19 protein-coding genes and 1 tRNA gene are annotated in these 16,579 nt (G+C 69.1%); 11 read left to right on the top strand and 9 right to left on the bottom strand.

All coding sequences use genetic code 11. From position 1 onward, the window contains the following. Positions 1–96 precede the first annotated feature (96 nt). Positions 97–1,131 (top strand): NAD(P)/FAD-dependent oxidoreductase, encoded by a 1,035-nt coding sequence (locus tag DEQ67_RS11945; protein ID WP_006601290.1) that lies wholly within the window; start codon positions 97–99, stop codon positions 1,129–1,131. 136 nt (positions 1,132–1,267) lie between these two features. Beyond that, a complete protein-coding gene (locus DEQ67_RS11950; protein WP_004062675.1) occupies positions 1,268–2,137 on the top strand; it encodes a CehA/McbA family metallohydrolase in 870 nt (289 codons plus the stop codon). A gap of 66 nt (positions 2,138–2,203) precedes the next feature. Here DEQ67_RS11950 and DEQ67_RS11955 read toward each other — a convergent pair whose 3' ends face one another. After that, positions 2,204–3,247: an Lrp/AsnC family transcriptional regulator gene (locus DEQ67_RS11955; protein ID WP_115860944.1), complete on the bottom strand. Its 1,044-nt coding sequence runs from the start codon at positions 3,245–3,247 to the stop codon at positions 2,204–2,206. A 108-nt stretch (positions 3,248–3,355) separates the two neighbouring features. On the opposite strand from DEQ67_RS11955, the gene DEQ67_RS11960 reads away from it, so the two are divergent. Continuing rightward, positions 3,356–4,438: an anthranilate phosphoribosyltransferase gene (locus DEQ67_RS11960; protein WP_115860946.1), complete on the top strand. Its 1,083-nt coding sequence runs from the start codon at positions 3,356–3,358 to the stop codon at positions 4,436–4,438. Between the two features lie 69 nt (positions 4,439–4,507). On the opposite strand, the gene DEQ67_RS11965 is transcribed toward DEQ67_RS11960, so the two are convergent. The 3 genes from DEQ67_RS11965 to DEQ67_RS11975 all read right to left on the bottom strand — a co-directional run bounded on the left by DEQ67_RS11965 (position 4,508) and on the right by DEQ67_RS11975 (position 6,851). Next, positions 4,508–5,533: a succinylglutamate desuccinylase/aspartoacylase family protein gene (locus tag DEQ67_RS11965; protein ID WP_115860948.1), complete on the bottom strand. Its 1,026-nt coding sequence runs from the start codon at positions 5,531–5,533 to the stop codon at positions 4,508–4,510. A gap of 91 nt (positions 5,534–5,624) precedes the next feature. After that, the gene (locus tag DEQ67_RS11970) at positions 5,625–5,783 is read right to left on the bottom strand and encodes a YgaP-like transmembrane domain (protein WP_006601286.1); all 159 of its coding nucleotides are present in this window, start codon (positions 5,781–5,783) and stop codon (positions 5,625–5,627) included. Between the two features lie 90 nt (positions 5,784–5,873). After that, complete coding sequence (locus DEQ67_RS11975) at positions 5,874–6,851, bottom strand: bile acid:sodium symporter family protein (RefSeq protein ID WP_115860950.1); 978 nt, start codon at positions 6,849–6,851, stop codon at positions 5,874–5,876. A gap of 206 nt (positions 6,852–7,057) precedes the next feature. Here DEQ67_RS11975 and DEQ67_RS11980 point away from each other — a divergent pair, with 206 nt between their 5' ends. Then, on the top strand, positions 7,058–7,576 hold the full coding sequence (locus DEQ67_RS11980) for a peptidylprolyl isomerase (RefSeq protein ID WP_004062681.1): 519 nt from the start codon (positions 7,058–7,060) through the stop codon (positions 7,574–7,576). 30 nt (positions 7,577–7,606) lie between these two features. Here DEQ67_RS11980 and DEQ67_RS11985 read toward each other — a convergent pair whose 3' ends face one another. Both DEQ67_RS11985 and DEQ67_RS11990 read right to left on the bottom strand, forming a co-directional pair. Beyond that, positions 7,607–8,950 (bottom strand): hypothetical protein, encoded by a 1,344-nt coding sequence (locus DEQ67_RS11985; protein ID WP_004042110.1) that lies wholly within the window; start codon positions 8,948–8,950, stop codon positions 7,607–7,609. A 124-nt stretch (positions 8,951–9,074) separates the two neighbouring features. Beyond that, positions 9,075–11,636, bottom strand: coding sequence for a methyl-accepting chemotaxis protein (locus DEQ67_RS11990; RefSeq protein ID WP_115860954.1), 2,562 nt, complete (start codon positions 11,634–11,636; stop codon positions 9,075–9,077). A gap of 291 nt (positions 11,637–11,927) precedes the next feature. Between DEQ67_RS11990 and DEQ67_RS11995 the strand changes: the two genes are divergently transcribed. The 6 genes from DEQ67_RS11995 to DEQ67_RS12020 all read left to right on the top strand — a co-directional run bounded on the left by DEQ67_RS11995 (position 11,928) and on the right by DEQ67_RS12020 (position 14,186). After that, a complete protein-coding gene (locus DEQ67_RS11995) occupies positions 11,928–12,272 on the top strand; it encodes a ferredoxin (RefSeq protein WP_004062684.1) in 345 nt (114 codons plus the stop codon). Between the two features lie 41 nt (positions 12,273–12,313). Beyond that, a tRNA-Leu gene (locus DEQ67_RS12000) sits at positions 12,314–12,398 on the top strand. A gap of 225 nt (positions 12,399–12,623) precedes the next feature. Beyond that, positions 12,624–12,923, top strand: coding sequence for a hypothetical protein (locus DEQ67_RS12005; RefSeq protein WP_004062685.1), 300 nt, complete (start codon positions 12,624–12,626; stop codon positions 12,921–12,923). 69 nt (positions 12,924–12,992) lie between these two features. Further along, a complete protein-coding gene (locus tag DEQ67_RS12010) occupies positions 12,993–13,169 on the top strand; it encodes a hypothetical protein (protein WP_004042107.1) in 177 nt (58 codons plus the stop codon). Between the two features lie 111 nt (positions 13,170–13,280). Next, positions 13,281–13,460 (top strand): hypothetical protein, encoded by a 180-nt coding sequence (locus DEQ67_RS12015; protein ID WP_115860956.1) that lies wholly within the window; start codon positions 13,281–13,283, stop codon positions 13,458–13,460. Between the two features lie 228 nt (positions 13,461–13,688). After that, positions 13,689–14,186, top strand: coding sequence for a DUF5813 family protein (locus DEQ67_RS12020; RefSeq protein WP_004062688.1), 498 nt, complete (start codon positions 13,689–13,691; stop codon positions 14,184–14,186). A gap of 60 nt (positions 14,187–14,246) precedes the next feature. Here DEQ67_RS12020 and DEQ67_RS12025 read toward each other — a convergent pair whose 3' ends face one another. Together DEQ67_RS12025 and DEQ67_RS12030 are read right to left on the bottom strand one after the other, a co-directional pair. Continuing rightward, entirely contained in the window at positions 14,247–14,483 is a 237-nt protein-coding gene (locus DEQ67_RS12025) for an Lrp/AsnC ligand binding domain-containing protein (RefSeq protein WP_004062689.1), read from the bottom strand. 2 nt (positions 14,484–14,485) lie between these two features. Continuing rightward, positions 14,486–15,169, bottom strand: a complete 684-nt coding sequence (locus DEQ67_RS12030) for a potassium channel family protein (RefSeq protein WP_004062690.1) — start codon at positions 15,167–15,169, stop codon at positions 14,486–14,488. A 108-nt stretch (positions 15,170–15,277) separates the two neighbouring features. Here DEQ67_RS12030 and DEQ67_RS12035 point away from each other — a divergent pair, with 108 nt between their 5' ends. After that, positions 15,278–15,511 carry an Lrp/AsnC ligand binding domain-containing protein gene (locus DEQ67_RS12035; protein ID WP_004042102.1) on the top strand — a complete coding sequence of 78 codons (234 nt, stop codon included), beginning with the start codon at positions 15,278–15,280 and terminating at the stop codon, positions 15,509–15,511. A 16-nt stretch (positions 15,512–15,527) separates the two neighbouring features. Here the strand turns inward: DEQ67_RS12035 and DEQ67_RS12040 are convergent, their stop codons facing one another. After that, positions 15,528–16,574, bottom strand: coding sequence for a thiamine pyrophosphate-dependent dehydrogenase E1 component subunit alpha (locus DEQ67_RS12040; protein WP_004062691.1), 1,047 nt, complete (start codon positions 16,572–16,574; stop codon positions 15,528–15,530). Positions 16,575–16,579 lie beyond the last annotated feature (5 nt).

Raw genomic sequence — 16,579 nt, forward strand, 5'->3', positions numbered from 1 at the left:
AACACGGTCACCAATCCCGCCGCGTTGCGAGTCTTTTAGCGCCTCGAAGCCTCACGTCTGACCGATGCTGGCTGGACTCACACGCGGGGTGGCGAGATGACTCGCGACGTGTGCATCGTCGGAGCCGGGGCCGCTGGGGCTGGCGCGGCCTACGCGCTCCGCGAGGCGAACGCGAACGTCACGATTCTCGAGAAGAGCCGCGGGGTGTGCGGGCGCGCCGCGACGCGCCGCCGACACGGCTGTCGGTACGACCACGGCGCGAACTACGTGAAAGACTACGACCGCCGCACCGAACGGCTCGTCCGCGGACTGGGAACAGAGGGGCTGGTCGACATCGAAGAGCCGGTCTGGACGTTCGACGGCGACGGCGTCGTCTCCGAGGGCGACGACCGCGACCAACACAAGTGGACGTGGACCGAGGGCATCACCCAACTGGCGAAGCGCCTGCTCGCGGAGACCGACGCGACCGTCGAGCGGGAGACGCGCGTCGCCGCAATCGACCACAACCCCGACAGCGGCTACTGGTCCGTCGTCGACGAGGCGGGGACGCGCCACGGCCCGTTCGACTCGGTGCTCCTGACGCCGCCGGCCCCGCAGACGGCCGGGATTCTCACCGAGATGGGCTGGGGCGACCAGTGCATGGTCGCGCTCCGCGAGGCCATCGGAAGCGTCGAGTACCGGACGATTCGAACCGTCGTCCTCCACTACCCCTTCGAGCGCGAGGAGCCGTGGTACGCGCTCGTCAACACCGACAAGACCCACCCGGTCGGCTGGGTCGCCCGCGAGGAGTGCAAGGAGGGCCACGTCCCCGACGGCGAGAGCCTGCTCGTCGTCCAACCGAGCCCCGAGTGGTCCGAGGCGCACTACGACGACCCGCTCTCTGACGCGGCCGACGAGGTCGCGGGGATGGTCGCTGGACTCCTCGACGACGAGCGCCTGCGCGACCCCGACTGGGTGGACGACCAGGGCTGGCGGTACGCGCTGCCCGACGGCGTCGCCGACCGCGAGATACTCCGCCGCGGGGAGTCTCACGGCCTCTACTTCGCTGGCGACTGGACGGTCGGTGAGGGCCGGGTCCACGCCGCGCTCTGGAGCGGCGTCGACGCGGGCGAGCGAATCGCCGAGCAGTAGCGCCCGCGGACACAGTTCGACGTTTCCGCCGCCGGAGTACCGTGTCTGCCCCGACTGAGACGCCGTCCGCTAGGGATGCCGCGAGCTAGCACGATTCGGGCGTGTCTTTTTCGTTGCCGAAGCCTAACGAGGAGTCGTGTCCGCGCTGACCGTCCGCATCGACCCCCACGTACACTCGGAAGGCTCGTACGACGCGCACGACCCGGTGGAGCTCATCTTGGAGCAGGCCGCCGAAATCGGGTTGGACGCCGTCGTCGTCACCGACCACGACGTCATCGACGAGTCGCTCCGAGCGGCGCAACTCGCCCCCATGTACGGTCTCGTCGGCATCCCCGGCGTGGAAGTCTCGACGGCCGACGGCCACCTCCTCGCGCTCGGCGTGGAGGAGCTACCGCCGCGGCGTCGCCCGCTGGACGAGACGGCGCGCTGGGTGCGCGAGCGCGGCGGCGTCGCCATCGTCCCCCACCCGTTCCAGCGGAGCCGACACGGCATCGGTCGCCGTCGGCTCGGCCGGTATCACGACGCCGCGGGCGGCGACGCCTTCGACGCCATCGAGACGTACAACTCGTGGCTGTTCACGGGCTACAAGAACCGCCGCGCCCGCCGGTTCGCGGCGAAGCGCCAGTACCCCGGCGTCGCCGGCAGCGACGCCCACCGGGTCGGGTACGTCGGCCGCGCCTACACGGAAATCGACATCCCCGACGTGTCGCGCGCTTCGCTCACGGCCGACGACATCCTGACCGCCATCCGCAGCGGCTCGACCGAGGTACAGGGCCGCCGGACGCCGATTCCGACGAGCACGAAACACTACGCCGGCGCGGCCGGCCGGAAGTCCGCGTACTACGCCAAACGCGGGGCGCTCGGGAGCGCGCTCCTCGCCAAGAAGGGCGCGTTCAAGTCCGGCTACTACGCGAAACTCGGCGCGCTCAAAAGCGGGTCGATAGCGAAGACCGGCGTCGCGCAGGCCGCTCGGATGCTCTACCGGCTGTCGCCGCTCTCGCGGTAGCGCCCTGATTCGGCGCGGACGGCGGCGCGGCGGCGCGGGCGTCGAAACGCGAATTTTGTTCTGTCCTCAGTCGTCAGAACCCACGAGTTTCTCGTACTGCGCGCCGGTCTGCTTGAGTTTCGCCGTCGAGTACAGTCGCTCGTGGTCGAACGGCAGGTGGTCGGCGGCGAGTTCGTCTATCTTCTCGTCGACGGCGTCGGCGTCCCGGCCGTGAATCATGGTAAACAGGTTGTACTCCCAGCCCTGCTCGGGGCGGCGCGGCCGGTGGTAACAGAGCGTGACGTACGGGAGGCTGCCGACGGCCTCGCCGCGGGCGTCGAGTTCGTCGTCGGGGACGTTCCAGACGACCATGCAGTTGTTCCGAAAGCCGGTGACGATGTGGTTGACGACGCAGCCGATGCGCTTGATACAGCCGTCCGCGAGCAGGCGCTCGACGGCGACGAGCACGTCGTCGACCGCGGCGTCGAGGGCGTCGGCCACGTCGTGGTAGGGCGTCTTCGTAAGCGGGAAACCGCCCTGAATCTCCACGAGCAGGCGGGCTTCGAGGTCCGAGAGGTCGCCGGTCGCGTCCTCGGAGATGCGGGTGGCGCTCACGTCGGTCGCGCCGAGGCTCTCGCGGGCGAAGCGGTCGTCGTTGACGATGGGGAATTCGAGGTCGATGTAGTAGTCGGTGAGCATCGGGAGGTTCAGCACCTCGCAGCCCGTGCGCTCCTCGATTTCGTCGAGGATGCGGTCGCGCGTCTCGCGGGAGCCGGCGGTGACGACGAACCACATGTTCCAGTCGTGGGCGCGGCGGTAGTTGTGGTTCACCTGCCGGTAACCGTTGATAATCTCCGCGACCTCGTCGAAGCGTTCCTCGGGCGCGGCGACGGCCGCGAGCGTCGAACTCCCGATGACCGGCGGGTTGAGCACCGGCCCGAACCGCCGGAAGACGCCGTCGTCGCGGAGCCGGCGGACGCGGTCGAGGGCGTCGTCCTCGTCGATACCTAGCTCCGCGGCGACGACGCGGAACGGCCGTCGCTCGACCGGAAAGCCGCTCTGGTAGCCGTCGATAAGCGCCGCATCGACCTCGTCGATGGCGTCCCGCCAATCATCCGACAACGCGCTCATTATCCGGCGTTAGGAGTCGGGAAGCCTATCGCTTTCGGATGGTGTCGACGCTCCCGGGCGACGGGACCGAACGGGACGTTTTTTGACCGCTCGCCCGAACACAGGGGCATGGCAGTAGTCGAAAGCGAGTTCGGGGAATGGCCGCTGAAGCGTCTGATGACGGAAGTCGTCGGCACGGGCACGAAGTCCGCCGAGGACATGACCCGCGAGCAGGCGTCCGAGGCGATGCGCCGCATCCTCGCCGGCGAACCGGACCACACGACGCTCGGCGCGTTCTGGCTCGCCAACCGCTGGAAGCACAACAACGCCGAGGAACTCGCCGCCTACGCCGACGTGATGGCCGAGCACGTCGAGTACGCCGAACCTGACGCCGACCCCGTCGACTGCGGCGCGAACTACGACGGCAAGGGCACGACCGCCATCCTCGGCGTCGCCGCCGGCGTCGTCGCCGCCGCGGCCGGCACGCCCGTCGTCGTCCACTCCGGCGACCGCGTCCCGACACAGAAGCAGGACGCCTACAAGCACGTCCTCGACGAACTCGGCGTCCGCACGGAACTCGACCCCGAGGAGTCCGCCGACATGGTCGACGACACCGGCTTCGGCTTCTACTATCAGCCGCGGTTCAACCCCGCCATCCACGCCCTCTGGGAGCGCCGCGACAACATGGGCGTTCGGACGTTCGTCAACACCATCGAGACCATCGCCAACCCCGCGAACGCCTCGGTTCACCTCGGGTCGTTCTACCACCTCGCGTTCGCCAAGAAGATGGTCAACACCTTCGAGGCGAGCGAGCACCACGACCTCGACCGCGTGCTCATGTTCCAAGGCATGGAGGGCTACGACGACATCCGCCCCGGCTACACGAAGGTCGCCGAGTGGACCGCCGGCGACGACGGCGACGCCACCTTCGACGACTTCGACATCGAGACCGCCGAGTACGGCATGGACTTCGAGTACGACGACCTCGGCGTCGACGAGGACGACGTGGCCGGCGACTCCGCCGAAATCACCGAAGCCGTGCTCGCCGGCGAGCGCGAGGACCGCTTCGCCGACGCCGTCGCCCTCAACGCGGCGCTCCGCATCTACGCCCGCGAGGACGCGGAAACCATCGACGAGGGGCTGGAGATGGCCCGCGAGACCATCGCCTCCGGCGACGCGGAAGCCGTGCTCGAAGACCTGCGCGACTTCTGAAGTCGCAGTCGACTCGAACGCTTTCGCTTCGACACGCCGGTCCCTCCCGTTCGACCGACCGGCTTTTTTCTAGATGTCGAGGTCGCCGTCGGCCTCGTCGAAGGGGTCGTCCCCTTCGGTGTCGCCCTCGCCGTCGTCCAGCGGGAGCGCGATGCCGACGAGCGTCTCGCCGGCCGTGACGGTCGCCTCGCGGGCGATAGAGTAGACGAGACCCGCGCGCTCGGCTTCGACCTCTTGGAGCACCTCGTAGGTGGTCGGGTCGTACACCCAGCCGAGGTGGTCGCCGGGGCGGACCTCGCGGGCGAGTTCGACGTCCTCGCGGGCGACGAACAGGCCCGAGGCGGCGGCTTGCACGCGGCCGAGGTGGTTGCGATAGGTGCGGCCGTCCCACGGTTCGACCGCGCCCGAGAGGATGCCCATGTCGCGGCAGACGTTGAGGACGCCCTCGACGCCGGCGACGATGGCTGGCTCGACGAGCTGTTTGTTGTGGGCGAGTTCGGGCGTGATGGAGGGGATGCCCGCGCTCGTGGCCGCGACGCGGAGTTTGCCGTCGAAGCTCCGCTCGGTCCACTCGTCGTCGGCCTCGTCGCCGGCGGCCTCCGCGAGGAGGATGTCGACGCCGAACGCCCGCGCGAGGTCGCGGGATTCCTCGTCGCCCCGGAGGTAGACCGTGTGGGTGAGCATGTCCGGACTCCCCGTGTGGAGGTCGACGATGGCGTCGGCGTCGCTGATGTACTCCCAGAGCGTCGCGGCCATGCGCTGGTGCAGCGAGCCGTCGGGGTCGCCCGGCCAGACGCGGTTCATGTTGGAGTTGACGGAGTCGAGCACCTCGGGGGTGACGTAGGAGACGCGGTCGAACGTCAGCGGGTCGGCCACGGGGACGGCGACGACGCGGCCCGAGAGCTCTGCGCGTTCGAGGTGGCCGTGGAGTCGGCGGAGCACTTCGGTGCCGTTGATTTCCCGGCCGTGCTGGGCGGCCTGCACGTAGAGCGTGGGACCGTCGGTCCCGTCGGCTGGTTCGTAGGTGTGAACTGTCGTCTGTACCGGGACGCCGGAGGGGAGGCGAGTGAGCGTCACGGTCTCCGCGGTGTGCATATCCGACGCATCGCGGTGGGGTGTCTTGTAGTTAGGGGAGCGAGAAAGGCAGACGGAGCGGAGCGCGGCGGGGCGGGGCGAGCCGCAGGCGTCAGTCCCGGTCGTCGAACGTGTCGATGCCGAACGGCAGGTACAGCGGGCAAATCCGGCCGGCCCCGGTCACGAGCAAGACGACGCCGGCGACGGCGACGAACGCGGCACCGAGCGCGAGGCGAACAGTCCGGTCGAGCGTGCCGACGTTTCGAATCACACAGTGATGTTTACCCCTCACAATACATTACCCCCGAATCGATTCCGACCCGACGAGACGGGGCGCAACGACGCGACTGCGACGAACGATTCAGTCGTCAGCCGGCGCGCCACCAGCGGAGTCGCTCGCAGTTCGCGCGAAGTAGCTGGCGAGGAGCGGGCCGGTGATGTTGTGCCAGACGCTGAACAGCGCGGGCGGCAGGGCGGCGGCGGGCGAGAAGAACGACAGCGCGAGGGCCGCCGCGAGCCCGCTGTTCTGGAGGCCGACTTCGAACGTGGTCGTTCGGACGCGGTCCGCGGACATCCCGGCGAGGCGGCCGGTGCCGTAGCCGGTGCCGAGGCCGATAGCGTTGTGGAGGACGACGGCTCCGATGGCGGCCGCGCCCGCGCCGAGGATGGTATCGACGTTGAGGCCGACGACGGCCGCGACGATGGCGACGATGCTCAGGACCGAGACGAGCGGGAACACGTCGAGGCCGACTTTGGCAACCTCGGGCGCGTTGCGGTCGAGCACGACTCGGAGCGCGAAGCCGAGGACGACCGGGATGAAGACGATTTGGACGATGTTGAGAAACAGGTCCACGAAGCCGACTTGAAGCTGTTCGCCGGCGAGCGCGACGACCCACGCGGGCATGACCAGCGGCGCGGCCAGCGTGGTGACGGTCGTGATGGCGACCGACAGCGCCACGTCGCCTTTCCCGAGGTAGGCCATGACGTTCGAGGCGGTGCCGCCGGGGGCCGCGCCGACGAGGATGACGCCGACGGCGAGCTCCGGCGGGAGCGACAGAACCACCGTGAGCGCGTAGGCGGCGGTCGGCATGACGAGCCACTGCGCGAGCGCGCCGATGGCCACGTCTCGCGGGCGCTCCGCGAGTCGGCGGAAGTCCGCGGGCTGGAGCGTCAGCCCCATCCCGAGCATGATGAGCCCGAGCAGCGGCGAGATGTAGGGCGCAATCCACGTGAACAGGTCCGGCTGCGCCAACGCGGCGGCCGACGCGAGGAGCACGAGGCCGACGAAGTAGGTGTTTGCGAGCTCCGAGAGGCGTTCGAGCGTCGAGCGGGCGTTCATTCCGACCGCCCTCCGTCGAGTTGTGATGTCATCTCACACCACTCGGTCGCGGGGGAGAAAAACGTCTGTCGGTGTGACAGTCCGCGGTGCCGACCGAAAGACGCGGACCGAACGGAGTCGTGTCACCGAGGATGAAACAAGCGCCGCGTCACCGGCGACGAACCGGAGGCGGCACGGTTTTCACTCGCCCGCCCGACGGGTCGAGTATGAGCGACAACCCAACGGCCACGCTCCACACGAACAAGGGCGACATCACGGTCGAACTCTTCGAGGACAAGGTCCCGAACACGGTCGAGAACTTCGTCGGCCTCGCGACGGGCGAAAAGACGTGGGTCCACCCCGAGACCGACGAGACGATGGAAGGCGAACCCCTCTACGAGGACATCCTCTTTCACCGCATCATCTCGGACTTCATGATTCAGGGCGGCGACCCGACGGGGACCGGCCGCGGCGGCCCCGGCTACACCTTCGACGACGAGTTCCACTCGGACCTCAGCCACGACGGCCCCGGCGTGCTCTCGATGGCGAACCGCGGCCCCAACACGAACGGCTCGCAGTTCTTCATCACGCTCGACGCCCAGCCCCACCTCGACGGCAAGCACGCCGTCTTCGGGAAGGTCACGGACGGCATGGACGTCGTCGAGGACATCGGCTCGGTCCCGACCGACCGCGAGGACAAGCCGGTGTCCGACGTGGTCCTCGAATCGGTCGACGTCGAGCAGTAAACGCCTCGACTCACGGGACGCGCTCGGTCGCTACCCGCTCGCGTTCGTCGGGACCACAGTCCGACCGCCGGTCGACCCGTCGGCGCGGTCGAGCCACGCCGGTCGCGTGACCGTCGTCCCGCCGACCGCGTCGTACGCGAACCAGACCTCGACGCCGAGGCCGTCGCGGGTCTCGTAGGCGACGCGCATCGAGCGGACGAACCCGCTTTCTTCGACGACTGCTTCGACCCGATAGTCGCGCGACCGCGGGAAGTCGGTGCCAAGTCCCCGAACTCGGTACAGCGCGGTCCCGCTTTCGGCAGTCTCGTTCGTCACGCTCTCTACGCGCGTCACGCTCGTCTCGTCGGTCGAGAGATACCAGTCGAGATAGCGGGCGGCGCGGGAAGCCTGCCGCCCCGGGCCGTCGCGCACGTCGGGGTCGAGGACGCGGGCGGCGACGCCGTCCGGTTCGGCGGGCCGGCGGGCGTAGCGCGTGGTCCCGTCGGCGTAGGAGTCCTCCGAGGCGGTCGGACGCGGAAAAGCCCGGAGTCGCCCGGTGCGCCGGACCTCCGAGACGTAGACGTGCGGGGCCTCGACGCGGACGACCTCCACCTCGCGGCCCGTCTCGTCGCCGGCGATTGACTCGCGGTAGCCGAGCGTCCAGCGGTACGACCGATTCGCCGCGGCCCGGCGGTGGGCCGCCGCGAGGCGCGTCGCGTTCTCGACGCCCGCGGTTGTCACGCCGGGGGCGACCGCCCGCGGTTCGGGCGTCGGCGTCGGCTCGGGAGTCGTCGCGGCCGGCGTCGGTGTCGACGACCCATGACCGCCCAGCGCCTCGCCGAGCACCGGTACGCCGCCCGGCCCGGCGGTCACGACGACCGCCGCGAGCAGGAGCGCGACGAAGACGAGCGGCGCGACCGGGAGCGACGAAAGCCGGCGAGAAAGCGGAGAGACGACTGCGCCACCCGCCTCGTCCGCACCCCTCGCACCGACGCCGCGGTCATCGGCCGGGAGGTCGTCGAGGCGGACGCCGAAGTGGTCTGCGACGAGGTCGTCGCCGCGGCCCGCCGGGAGACCGTACCGGACGAGGTCGTAGAACTCGTCGACCGAGAGAACCCGGGCGTCGTCGGGGGCCGCGCGCCGGGTTCGCTCGGGGTCGCCGAGGGCGACGACGACGGTCGCCTCGGCGGGGACCGTTGGCGACGGGCGGAGCCGAGACCGAGAGACGACCGCGAGTCGCTCGGTTCGGTCGCCGCGGCGGGCGACGACCACGGACCCCTCGACGGTCGTCTCCCACCCGCGGGCGGTCCAGAGGTCGGCCAGAAATCGGCGGCGGTCGCTGGGGCCGGCGGCGCGAATCAGGTCGCCGAAGCGCGAGCGACGGGACTGCCGCATCGCTCTGAATTAGGACTCGATGGCGAAAGCATCACCGGGCGAGTCGCGGTTCGGTCGGGGTCGGTCGGGGTCGGTCGGGGTCGGTCGACACTGACGCGGTCGGGTCGGTTGCGCCCGCGCCGAGTCAGCGGTTCGCTGAGTGCTCGTACTCCGACAGGCGGGCCGACACCTGCTCGTCCATCGTCGCCAACACGGCGTCGAGGTCGCGGCCGTCGAACAGTTCGGACAGGCCCTCGGAGACGATGGTCCTGACGGTCGTGAAGGGGCCGACGCGAGCGCCGCGGGTGGCCGGGGTGTCGTCGGTCTCGACCAGTTGGTCGAACGCGACCGCGAAGCCGGGGTGTTCGTCGAACCAGCCGTCGTCGCGGAGGAGGCCCCTCGTCCGGCGGTGGACCGGGAAGTAACCGGTCTGGCGGTGCCAGCGACGCTGTTGTTCGGGGCGGGTCAGCCACGCGATGAACTCGCCCGCGGCGGCCCGTTTCCGGGATTCGACGCCGTCTGCGACCCACAGCGACGCGCCGCCGACGACCACGCCCTCGCGGGACGACCCGGGCGCGGGGAACCGGCCGACTTCGGCGGTGAACCCGCGGTCGGCGGCCCCCCGAACGACCGACGCGGCGCTCGAACTGGAGTCCACGAGCATCGCGGCGCGGCCGTCGAGGAACGCCTCGCGGGCGTCTCGTCGGGCCTCGACGCCGGGGTCGAACAGCAAGTCGTTCCGTTCGAGGTCGCGCCACCACTCGAACACGCGCGTCCCGACCGGGCCGTCGAGGTTCGAGGTGCGGGCGGTGCCGCTCCGGCCGTTGTCGGCGTCGAACAGACACTCCCCGGCGGCCGCGAACCACTGCTCGACGAACCAACTGTAATTCGCCCACGTCGCGCCGTAGTCGACCGCCCCGCTCGTCTTCAGCGTCGCCGCGGCCGAGGTGACTTGGTCGAACGTCGCCGGCGGGTCGTCGGGGTCGAGGCCGGCCCGCTCGAACGCGTCGGCGTTGTAGTACAACACGGGGTTCGAGGCGTTGAACGGCATCGACCAGAGCGCGCCGTCGTGGCGGTAGTAGTTGGCGATTTCGGGGACGAGTTCGCCCGCCGATGCCCTGTCCGGAAGCACCGATTCGACGGGGGTGAACGCCCCGCTGTCGAGGGCGCGCTGGGTGCCGACCTCGTACAGTTGCGCGATGGTCGGCGGCGTCCCCGACCGGGCCGCGGCGAGGGTCGCGTCGAACGTGCCGCGGTAGCTCCCCTTCGACGCGGTGTCGACGCGGACGCCGTCGTGGCTGGCGTTGAACTCGTCAACGAGCGACTCCAGGACCGCCGCCTTGTCGCCGGACATGCCGTGCCAGAACTGGACGACGGTCTGGCCCGAGTCGGTCGCCTCGGCGTGGAGGCGGTAGTCGTCGATGGAGTCCCGGAGGTGGTCGGCCTGGTCCGAAAGCGCGTCTATCTTCGTCACCGCCTCGGAGAGCGAGACGGTCTGGCGGCGCGCCGACCCCGCGGCGTCGGCCGCGAGCGCCGCGGTCTCGTCGCTTATCTCGCCGACGCCGTCGGCCTGACTCACGACCTCTTGGGAGGTCGCCGCCTGCGAGTCCGTGGCGTCGGAAATCTCGTGGAGGCTCCCGTTCGTCTCTTCGAGGTCGGAGACGACGCCGTCGAGCGCCGACAGCGCCTCCTGAATCGTCTCGCTGCCCTCGTCGAGGCGCTCGCTCGTGTCGGTGATGTCCTCGACCGTCGCGGCCGACCGGGTCCGAACCGTCTCGATGGTCGATTCGATGTCGGCGGTCGCGGCCTGCGTCTCCTCGGCGAGCGCCTTCACTTCGTCGGCGACGACGGCGAAGCCGGAGCCGGCCTCGCCGGCGCGGGCGGCCTCGATGGAGGCGTTGAGCGCGAGGATGTTCGTCTGCTCCGCGATGTCGGAGATTTTGGTCGCGATGCCGGTGATGTCGTCGATGTGGTCGTCGAGTTCCGCGACGCGCTCGACGGTCGCGTCGGTCCGCTCGCCGATGACCGCCAACTCGTCGATAGCGGTCTCGGCGGCGCGCTTGCCGCGGTCGCCGCGCTCGACGGCCTCGTCGGTCGCGTGCCTGATTTCGTCGGCGGAGGCGGCGACCTCCTCGATGGTCGCAGACAGGTTCCGCATCTCGTCTGCGACCTCCTCGACGCTCTCGCTTTGCCGGCGCGCGCCCGCCGCAATGTCGTCGACGGAGGCGGCGACCGACCGGCTCTCCTCGCGGCTCTCCGCGGCGGCGTCGGCCACGATTCGGGTCGACGCCGAGACCTGGTCTGCGAAGGCGTCGACGTTCCGCATGGCGGTCTGCCACTCCTCGAACAGTTCGTTGAGGAGGCGGCCGTGACGCGCGAGCGCCGGGTCGTCGGGAACGTCGACGCGGACCGTCAGGTCGCCCTCGATGCAGCGCTCGATGGCCGCGGAGAAGTCGTCGAGACCGTCGAGCGCGGCGGCGTCCGGGGGCGACGACGCGGCGACATCGTCGGCGGGAGACTCCCCGCGTCCCGATTCGACGGCGACCGAGGGAGTGCCCCCGCCGTCGCTTCGCGCGTCGTCGGCGCGCGCCGTCTCGTCTGCGGCGTCCGATTCGGATTCGTCGTCGGTCGCGCGTGCGCCGAGCGCGGCCCGGACGGAGGCGCGAACCGACGACGCTCGTCTCCGGAGCTGGCTGTCGTCGTCCATTGGTCCAGAAGATTTCTGGTCAGTGATAAGACCACCCTCCCGGGTATCATATCTGAGAACGAATTCGTGACTGGTACTGTGTCTGTCGATGATTCATGTGACGGGAGTATCCCACTGTTACGTGATGCCACGGATAGAATACGGTACGCCCGCTCGCCGCCGCTCGGATTCGAAGCACGACAAGCGGGCTTCGACAGATGTACCAGAAGTTCGAGGCGTCTCGCGGGTTCCGGGGCGCGCCGTCGCCGCGCGACCGACAGCGCAAAGACCACCGCGCGGTAAGGGCCGACGATGAGCGAGGAGTCCGACCGTCCGAAGCCGAGCGACTTCGGAACCGACGAGAACGCCCCGCCGGTCGACGAAAAGCCCTACAAGATAATCTTCGAGGCGAACAAGTGCTTCGGGGCCGGCCGGTGCGCGGAGGTCGCCGACAACTGGGAGATGGACCTCGAAACCGGCCTCGCCCGCGCCAAATCGTACTTCGTCGGTGAGGACGAACTCGACGAAAACGTCGAGGCGGCGGAGGTCTGCCCGGCGAAGAAGGGCCGCGGCGTCATCCACGTCATCGACCGCCGAACCGACGAGGAGCTCTCGCCGGACCCCCACGGCGACGGGACGCTCTCGGTCGACTGGTAAAGCGAAAGCACTTTTCTCCCCCTCGAAGAACGGGAGAGTGCGCGGGGGTGGCTGAGCCAGGCCAAAAGCGGCGGACTTAAGATCCGCTCCCGTAGGGGTTCGCGAGTTCGAATCTCGTCCCCCGCATTTTCGTCGCCGAGCGACAGCGAGGCGTGAGAACAGGACGACGCGTTCGAACTAGGGAGCGTAGCGAACGGCGTGAGCGGAGCGAGTGGAGTTCGAATCTCGTCCCCCGCATTTTCGTCGCCGAGTGACGGTGAACCGAGCGACGCGTTCCCGCTCCGTCTCTGTCGCCCGGGTCCTCGTGGGACCGCCGACCACGTTATCTCGGTTCCCCGCCAACTGGTACGAATGGCTTCGACGCGTAGACACCGCTATTCGGAGGGACAAGGGTTCGGAGACCCCTACGACGGGTTCGGCCTCGACCCGCCGACGTATCGGGTCAACGGGCGACTCGTCGACCCGATGGACGACCACGTTCTCAGCGAGTTCGTGGACGCGGCGGGAATCGACCCCGAGGCGGTCGACCCGGCGGCGCTCGTCGAGGTCGGACTGGCCTACGTCGCCATCGAGGAGTACGAGCAGGCTATCGACAGTTTCGGACGGGCGGTCGCCTACGCCGACGCGGACGCCTCTGACGCCCGGGCGTGAGAGAGGGAGGCGAGTAGGGCCGCACCCGCAAATATTTTGACAGTTCGGATAATGAGATGTAATTAGACCGTGTCACCCGGACTCCTCATCACGCGTTTCGACGCCACGCTCCTCGGCATGGCCGTCTGTCTCCTCGCCGGGGCCGTCGCCGGCGTCCTGTCCGCGCTGCCGACGGCGCTGGCCGCGGGCGGCGGTGCGACCGGGGCCGCCGCCCTCGCACTCGGGGTCACCGTGAGCGAACTGTAACGATTCTCGGAACTCGTCTTCGGTGAGAGCGGCGCATATCGGGTCCCTCTGCTATCAGAACTGATAGTTAGCGGGACAACGCTTTACGTCGGTCTCTTGCTACCGAGTGGCATGAAGTTCGCCACGCTGGTTCCGAGGGTACTCAGGCGGAGTTACCTCCGGAAATTTCTGTTCGTTATCCTCCTCGTGGCCGCGGTGATGGGCGGGTTCGGCCTGTACGTCTCAGACGTGGTCGGGACCGAGGTTCGATTCGAGCGCGCGCGAATACGAGCCGGCGGCTCTCCGGTGTGAGTTTTGCGAGAAAGGGATAGGCAGCCGCACGGGAGCGGCCCGCGCGGCAAATGCCGCCCTAGATTGGTCCCCGCTGACGCTTCGGCCCTCCAAAGCGAAGCGTCACCTGAACGGAGTGCCGCGAGATACTTAAACGTGCCGCCATTCACCCAAAACCGCCGCAGGCGGGCGATTCGGGAGCGCTCGCGACGCAACGGGCTTTTCTCCCGTCGGGACCTTCGTCCGGGCATGAGCGAAGACGACATCCCCGGTCGAGTCCGCCGCGCGTTCGGCGACCACGGGTCGTTCGAGCGGGTCGATGACCGAACCTTCGAGTCCGTGACGACGCCGTTCGACGGCACCGTCGGCGTCGCGGCGCAGGACAGCGGCCGCGTCGAGTTCGACGTGGAGGTGCGTGTCCCGATGCTCTCGGCGGTCGCAGACGACGTGGCCCCAGTGGTCGAAGACGGCTGGTACGAGACGTTCGAACTCCGCCTCGAAGACGTGGGCGGCGTCGTCGCCGGCGACCACGACCTCGACCCCGACGTGACTCGCGCGGGCGACGAGGCGGTCGTTCGGGCGAGCTTTGCCGACATCAACGAGCGCCGCGGCGTCGACGACGCCGGCGCGGTCATCGACTACGTCGAAGGCACGTTCGTCGAGGGCATCATCCCCGGCTACGACTACGGCGAACCGGTGACGAGCCTCATTCAGAACGCGAAAGACGCCGCCGGCGCGGGCTTCTGAAGAACAAGTCGGTGACAGTCGGTCGAGCCGGGGCGGACCGCCGCGTGGCGACGCGCCGACTCAGTCCATCGCGATGTACGTCTGGGTGTCTTCGATGCCCGCCACCGACTGGATGCCACCGGCGATGCCCTTCACGTCGGCGGGCGAGTCAACCTCGACTTTCACGATGAAGTCCACGTCGCCGGCGACGATGTGCGCGCTGACGATGCCGTCGGAGACGGCCAAGAGGTCCTGTTTCAGCTGGTCGATGCCGTCGGAGACGGGCGCGGCCTTGACCATGATGTAGGCGTAGACCATCGTCACGCACCCCCCGCCGCGGTGACGACCTCGTCGCCGACGAGCAGTTGTCGCACGTCGTTGAGTACGTCGAAGTCCGCGAGGACGGCCACGCGGTCGCCCGTCTCCAGCGAGTCGTCCGAAAGCGGGATGCCCATCGGCCCGTCTTTCTTCCCGAACGCGAGGATGCGGGCGTTCGCCGGGAGCGCAACCTCTTCGATACTGTACCCGTTCATCGGTGACTCTTCCGTCACCGTCACGAGGATGACCTGCAAGTGTTGGGCGATATCCGCGATGGCGCGGATGGAGCCGCCGAGAAGCGCGTTCTTCGCGCCGATAGCGCCGAGGCGCTCGGGGTAGACGATTTCGTCGACCTCCTTGGCGTACTTCTGGTACACCTCCTCGCGGTAGTCCTCGTCGACCCGGAGCACCGTCCGACAGCCGAAGTGCTTGCCGATCATGCAGGCCGCGAAGTTCACGTTGAGGTCGGCGGTGAGCGCGCCGAGGGCGTCGGCCGCCTCGATGCCGGCGTCGACGAGCACCTCCTCGCGGGAGCCGTCGCCTTCGACCACCTCGAAGTTCGCCTCGCGGGCCCGCTTGAGCCGGTCGCGGTCCAACTCCACCAGGACGATATCGTGACCCTCCTCGCGGAGGACGCGAGCGGTGCGCAGCCCAACCCGTCCAGCACCAATGATAACGAACCGCATGATAAGACGGTATGTCGGCGGAGGCAAATAACCTTCCCCCGGCTCGGACGAACGGGCCGCGCTCGGTCGAAGCAAGGCTTTTGACGACTGTGGTAGAATATCTCACGCATGGTTCACGCGTTCATCATGGTGAAGACCGGAGCCGGCGAGTCGGAACAGTTGCTCGGTCCCATCCGCGACTTCGAGACGGTGACCGAGGCCCACATCGTCGCGGGCGCGTACGACATCATCGCGGAGGTCGACACCGACGCGGTCTACGAGGTGCTGAAGACCGCGTCGAGCCGCGTGCAGGGGTTAGAGGGCGTCGCAGACACGAAGACGTACATCTCGCTGGACGACTGAGACGACTCGCCGCGGCTCAGCGCTCGATGTCGAACGGGCCGTTGCGCTCGACGAACGCGACGTGTTCCTCGCGCTGGCGGGCGAGTTCGGGCGGCAGTTCCTCGTAGACGTTGTCGAACAGCTCGTCGGTCCCCGGTTCGGGCGTCGCCTCGGCGCGCTCGACGGCCTCGCGCAGTTCCTCGTCGGCGTCGTCGCGCATGGCGTCGAGCGCCGCGTCGTCGACGACGCCCGCCTCGCGGCAGAACGACTCGAAGCGGTCGAGGGGGTCGCGCGTCCGCCAGTCGGGGAGGTCCGGCTCGTCGTCGCGGTAGCGCGAGGGGTCGTCGGCGGTCGTGTGCGGCCCCTGCCGGTAGGTGAGGCTCTCGATGAGCACCGGCTCCCCGGCGCGGGCCTTCTCGAAGCCGCGCTCGACGGCCTCCCTGACCGCGAGGGGGTCGTTGCCGTCGACCTGCATCCCGTCCATCCCGTAGGCGTCGGCCTTCGCCGCGATGGACTCGCTTGCGGTCTGGCGCTCGCGGGGGAGCGAAATCGCCCAGCCGTTGTTCTCGCAGAAGAAGACGACCGGCGCGTCGAAGACGCCGGCGAAGTTCAGCCCCTCGTGGAAGTCGCCCTCGGAGGTCGCGCCGTCACCGAAACAGACCAGCGCCGCGCGGTCGTCGCCGCGGTAGTTCGCGGCCATGCCGACGCCGGCGGCGTGGGGAATCTGCGAGGCGATGGGGACCGCCTGCGGGAACACCGGCACGTCGTGGTCCGAGGCGTACTCGGCGTGACCGCGCCGAAAGAGGAGGATGTCGCTCGGCGGCACGCCGCGGGCGAGTTGGAGGGCGTTCGACCGATACGTCGGCAGCAACACGTCGTCGTCGCGCATGGCGTGGGCGGCCCCGATTTGCGAGGCCTCCTGTCCGCGGAAGGGCGGATAGCCGCTCATCCAGCCGCGTCGCTGGAGGGCGAGTGCGCGCTCGTCGAACCGTCGCGCTCGAATCATGTCGCGGAGGGCGGCGCGGGCGTCGTCTGCGGTGAACTCCGTATCGTCCAGCCCGCGCTCTGCGATGAGTCGGTGCATGGCGG

Origin of the sequence: Haloferax sp. Atlit-48N (assembly GCF_003383015.2) — an archaeon.
In the GTDB taxonomy this organism is placed as follows: Archaea; Halobacteriota; Halobacteria; order Halobacteriales; family Haloferacaceae; genus Haloferax; species Haloferax volcanii.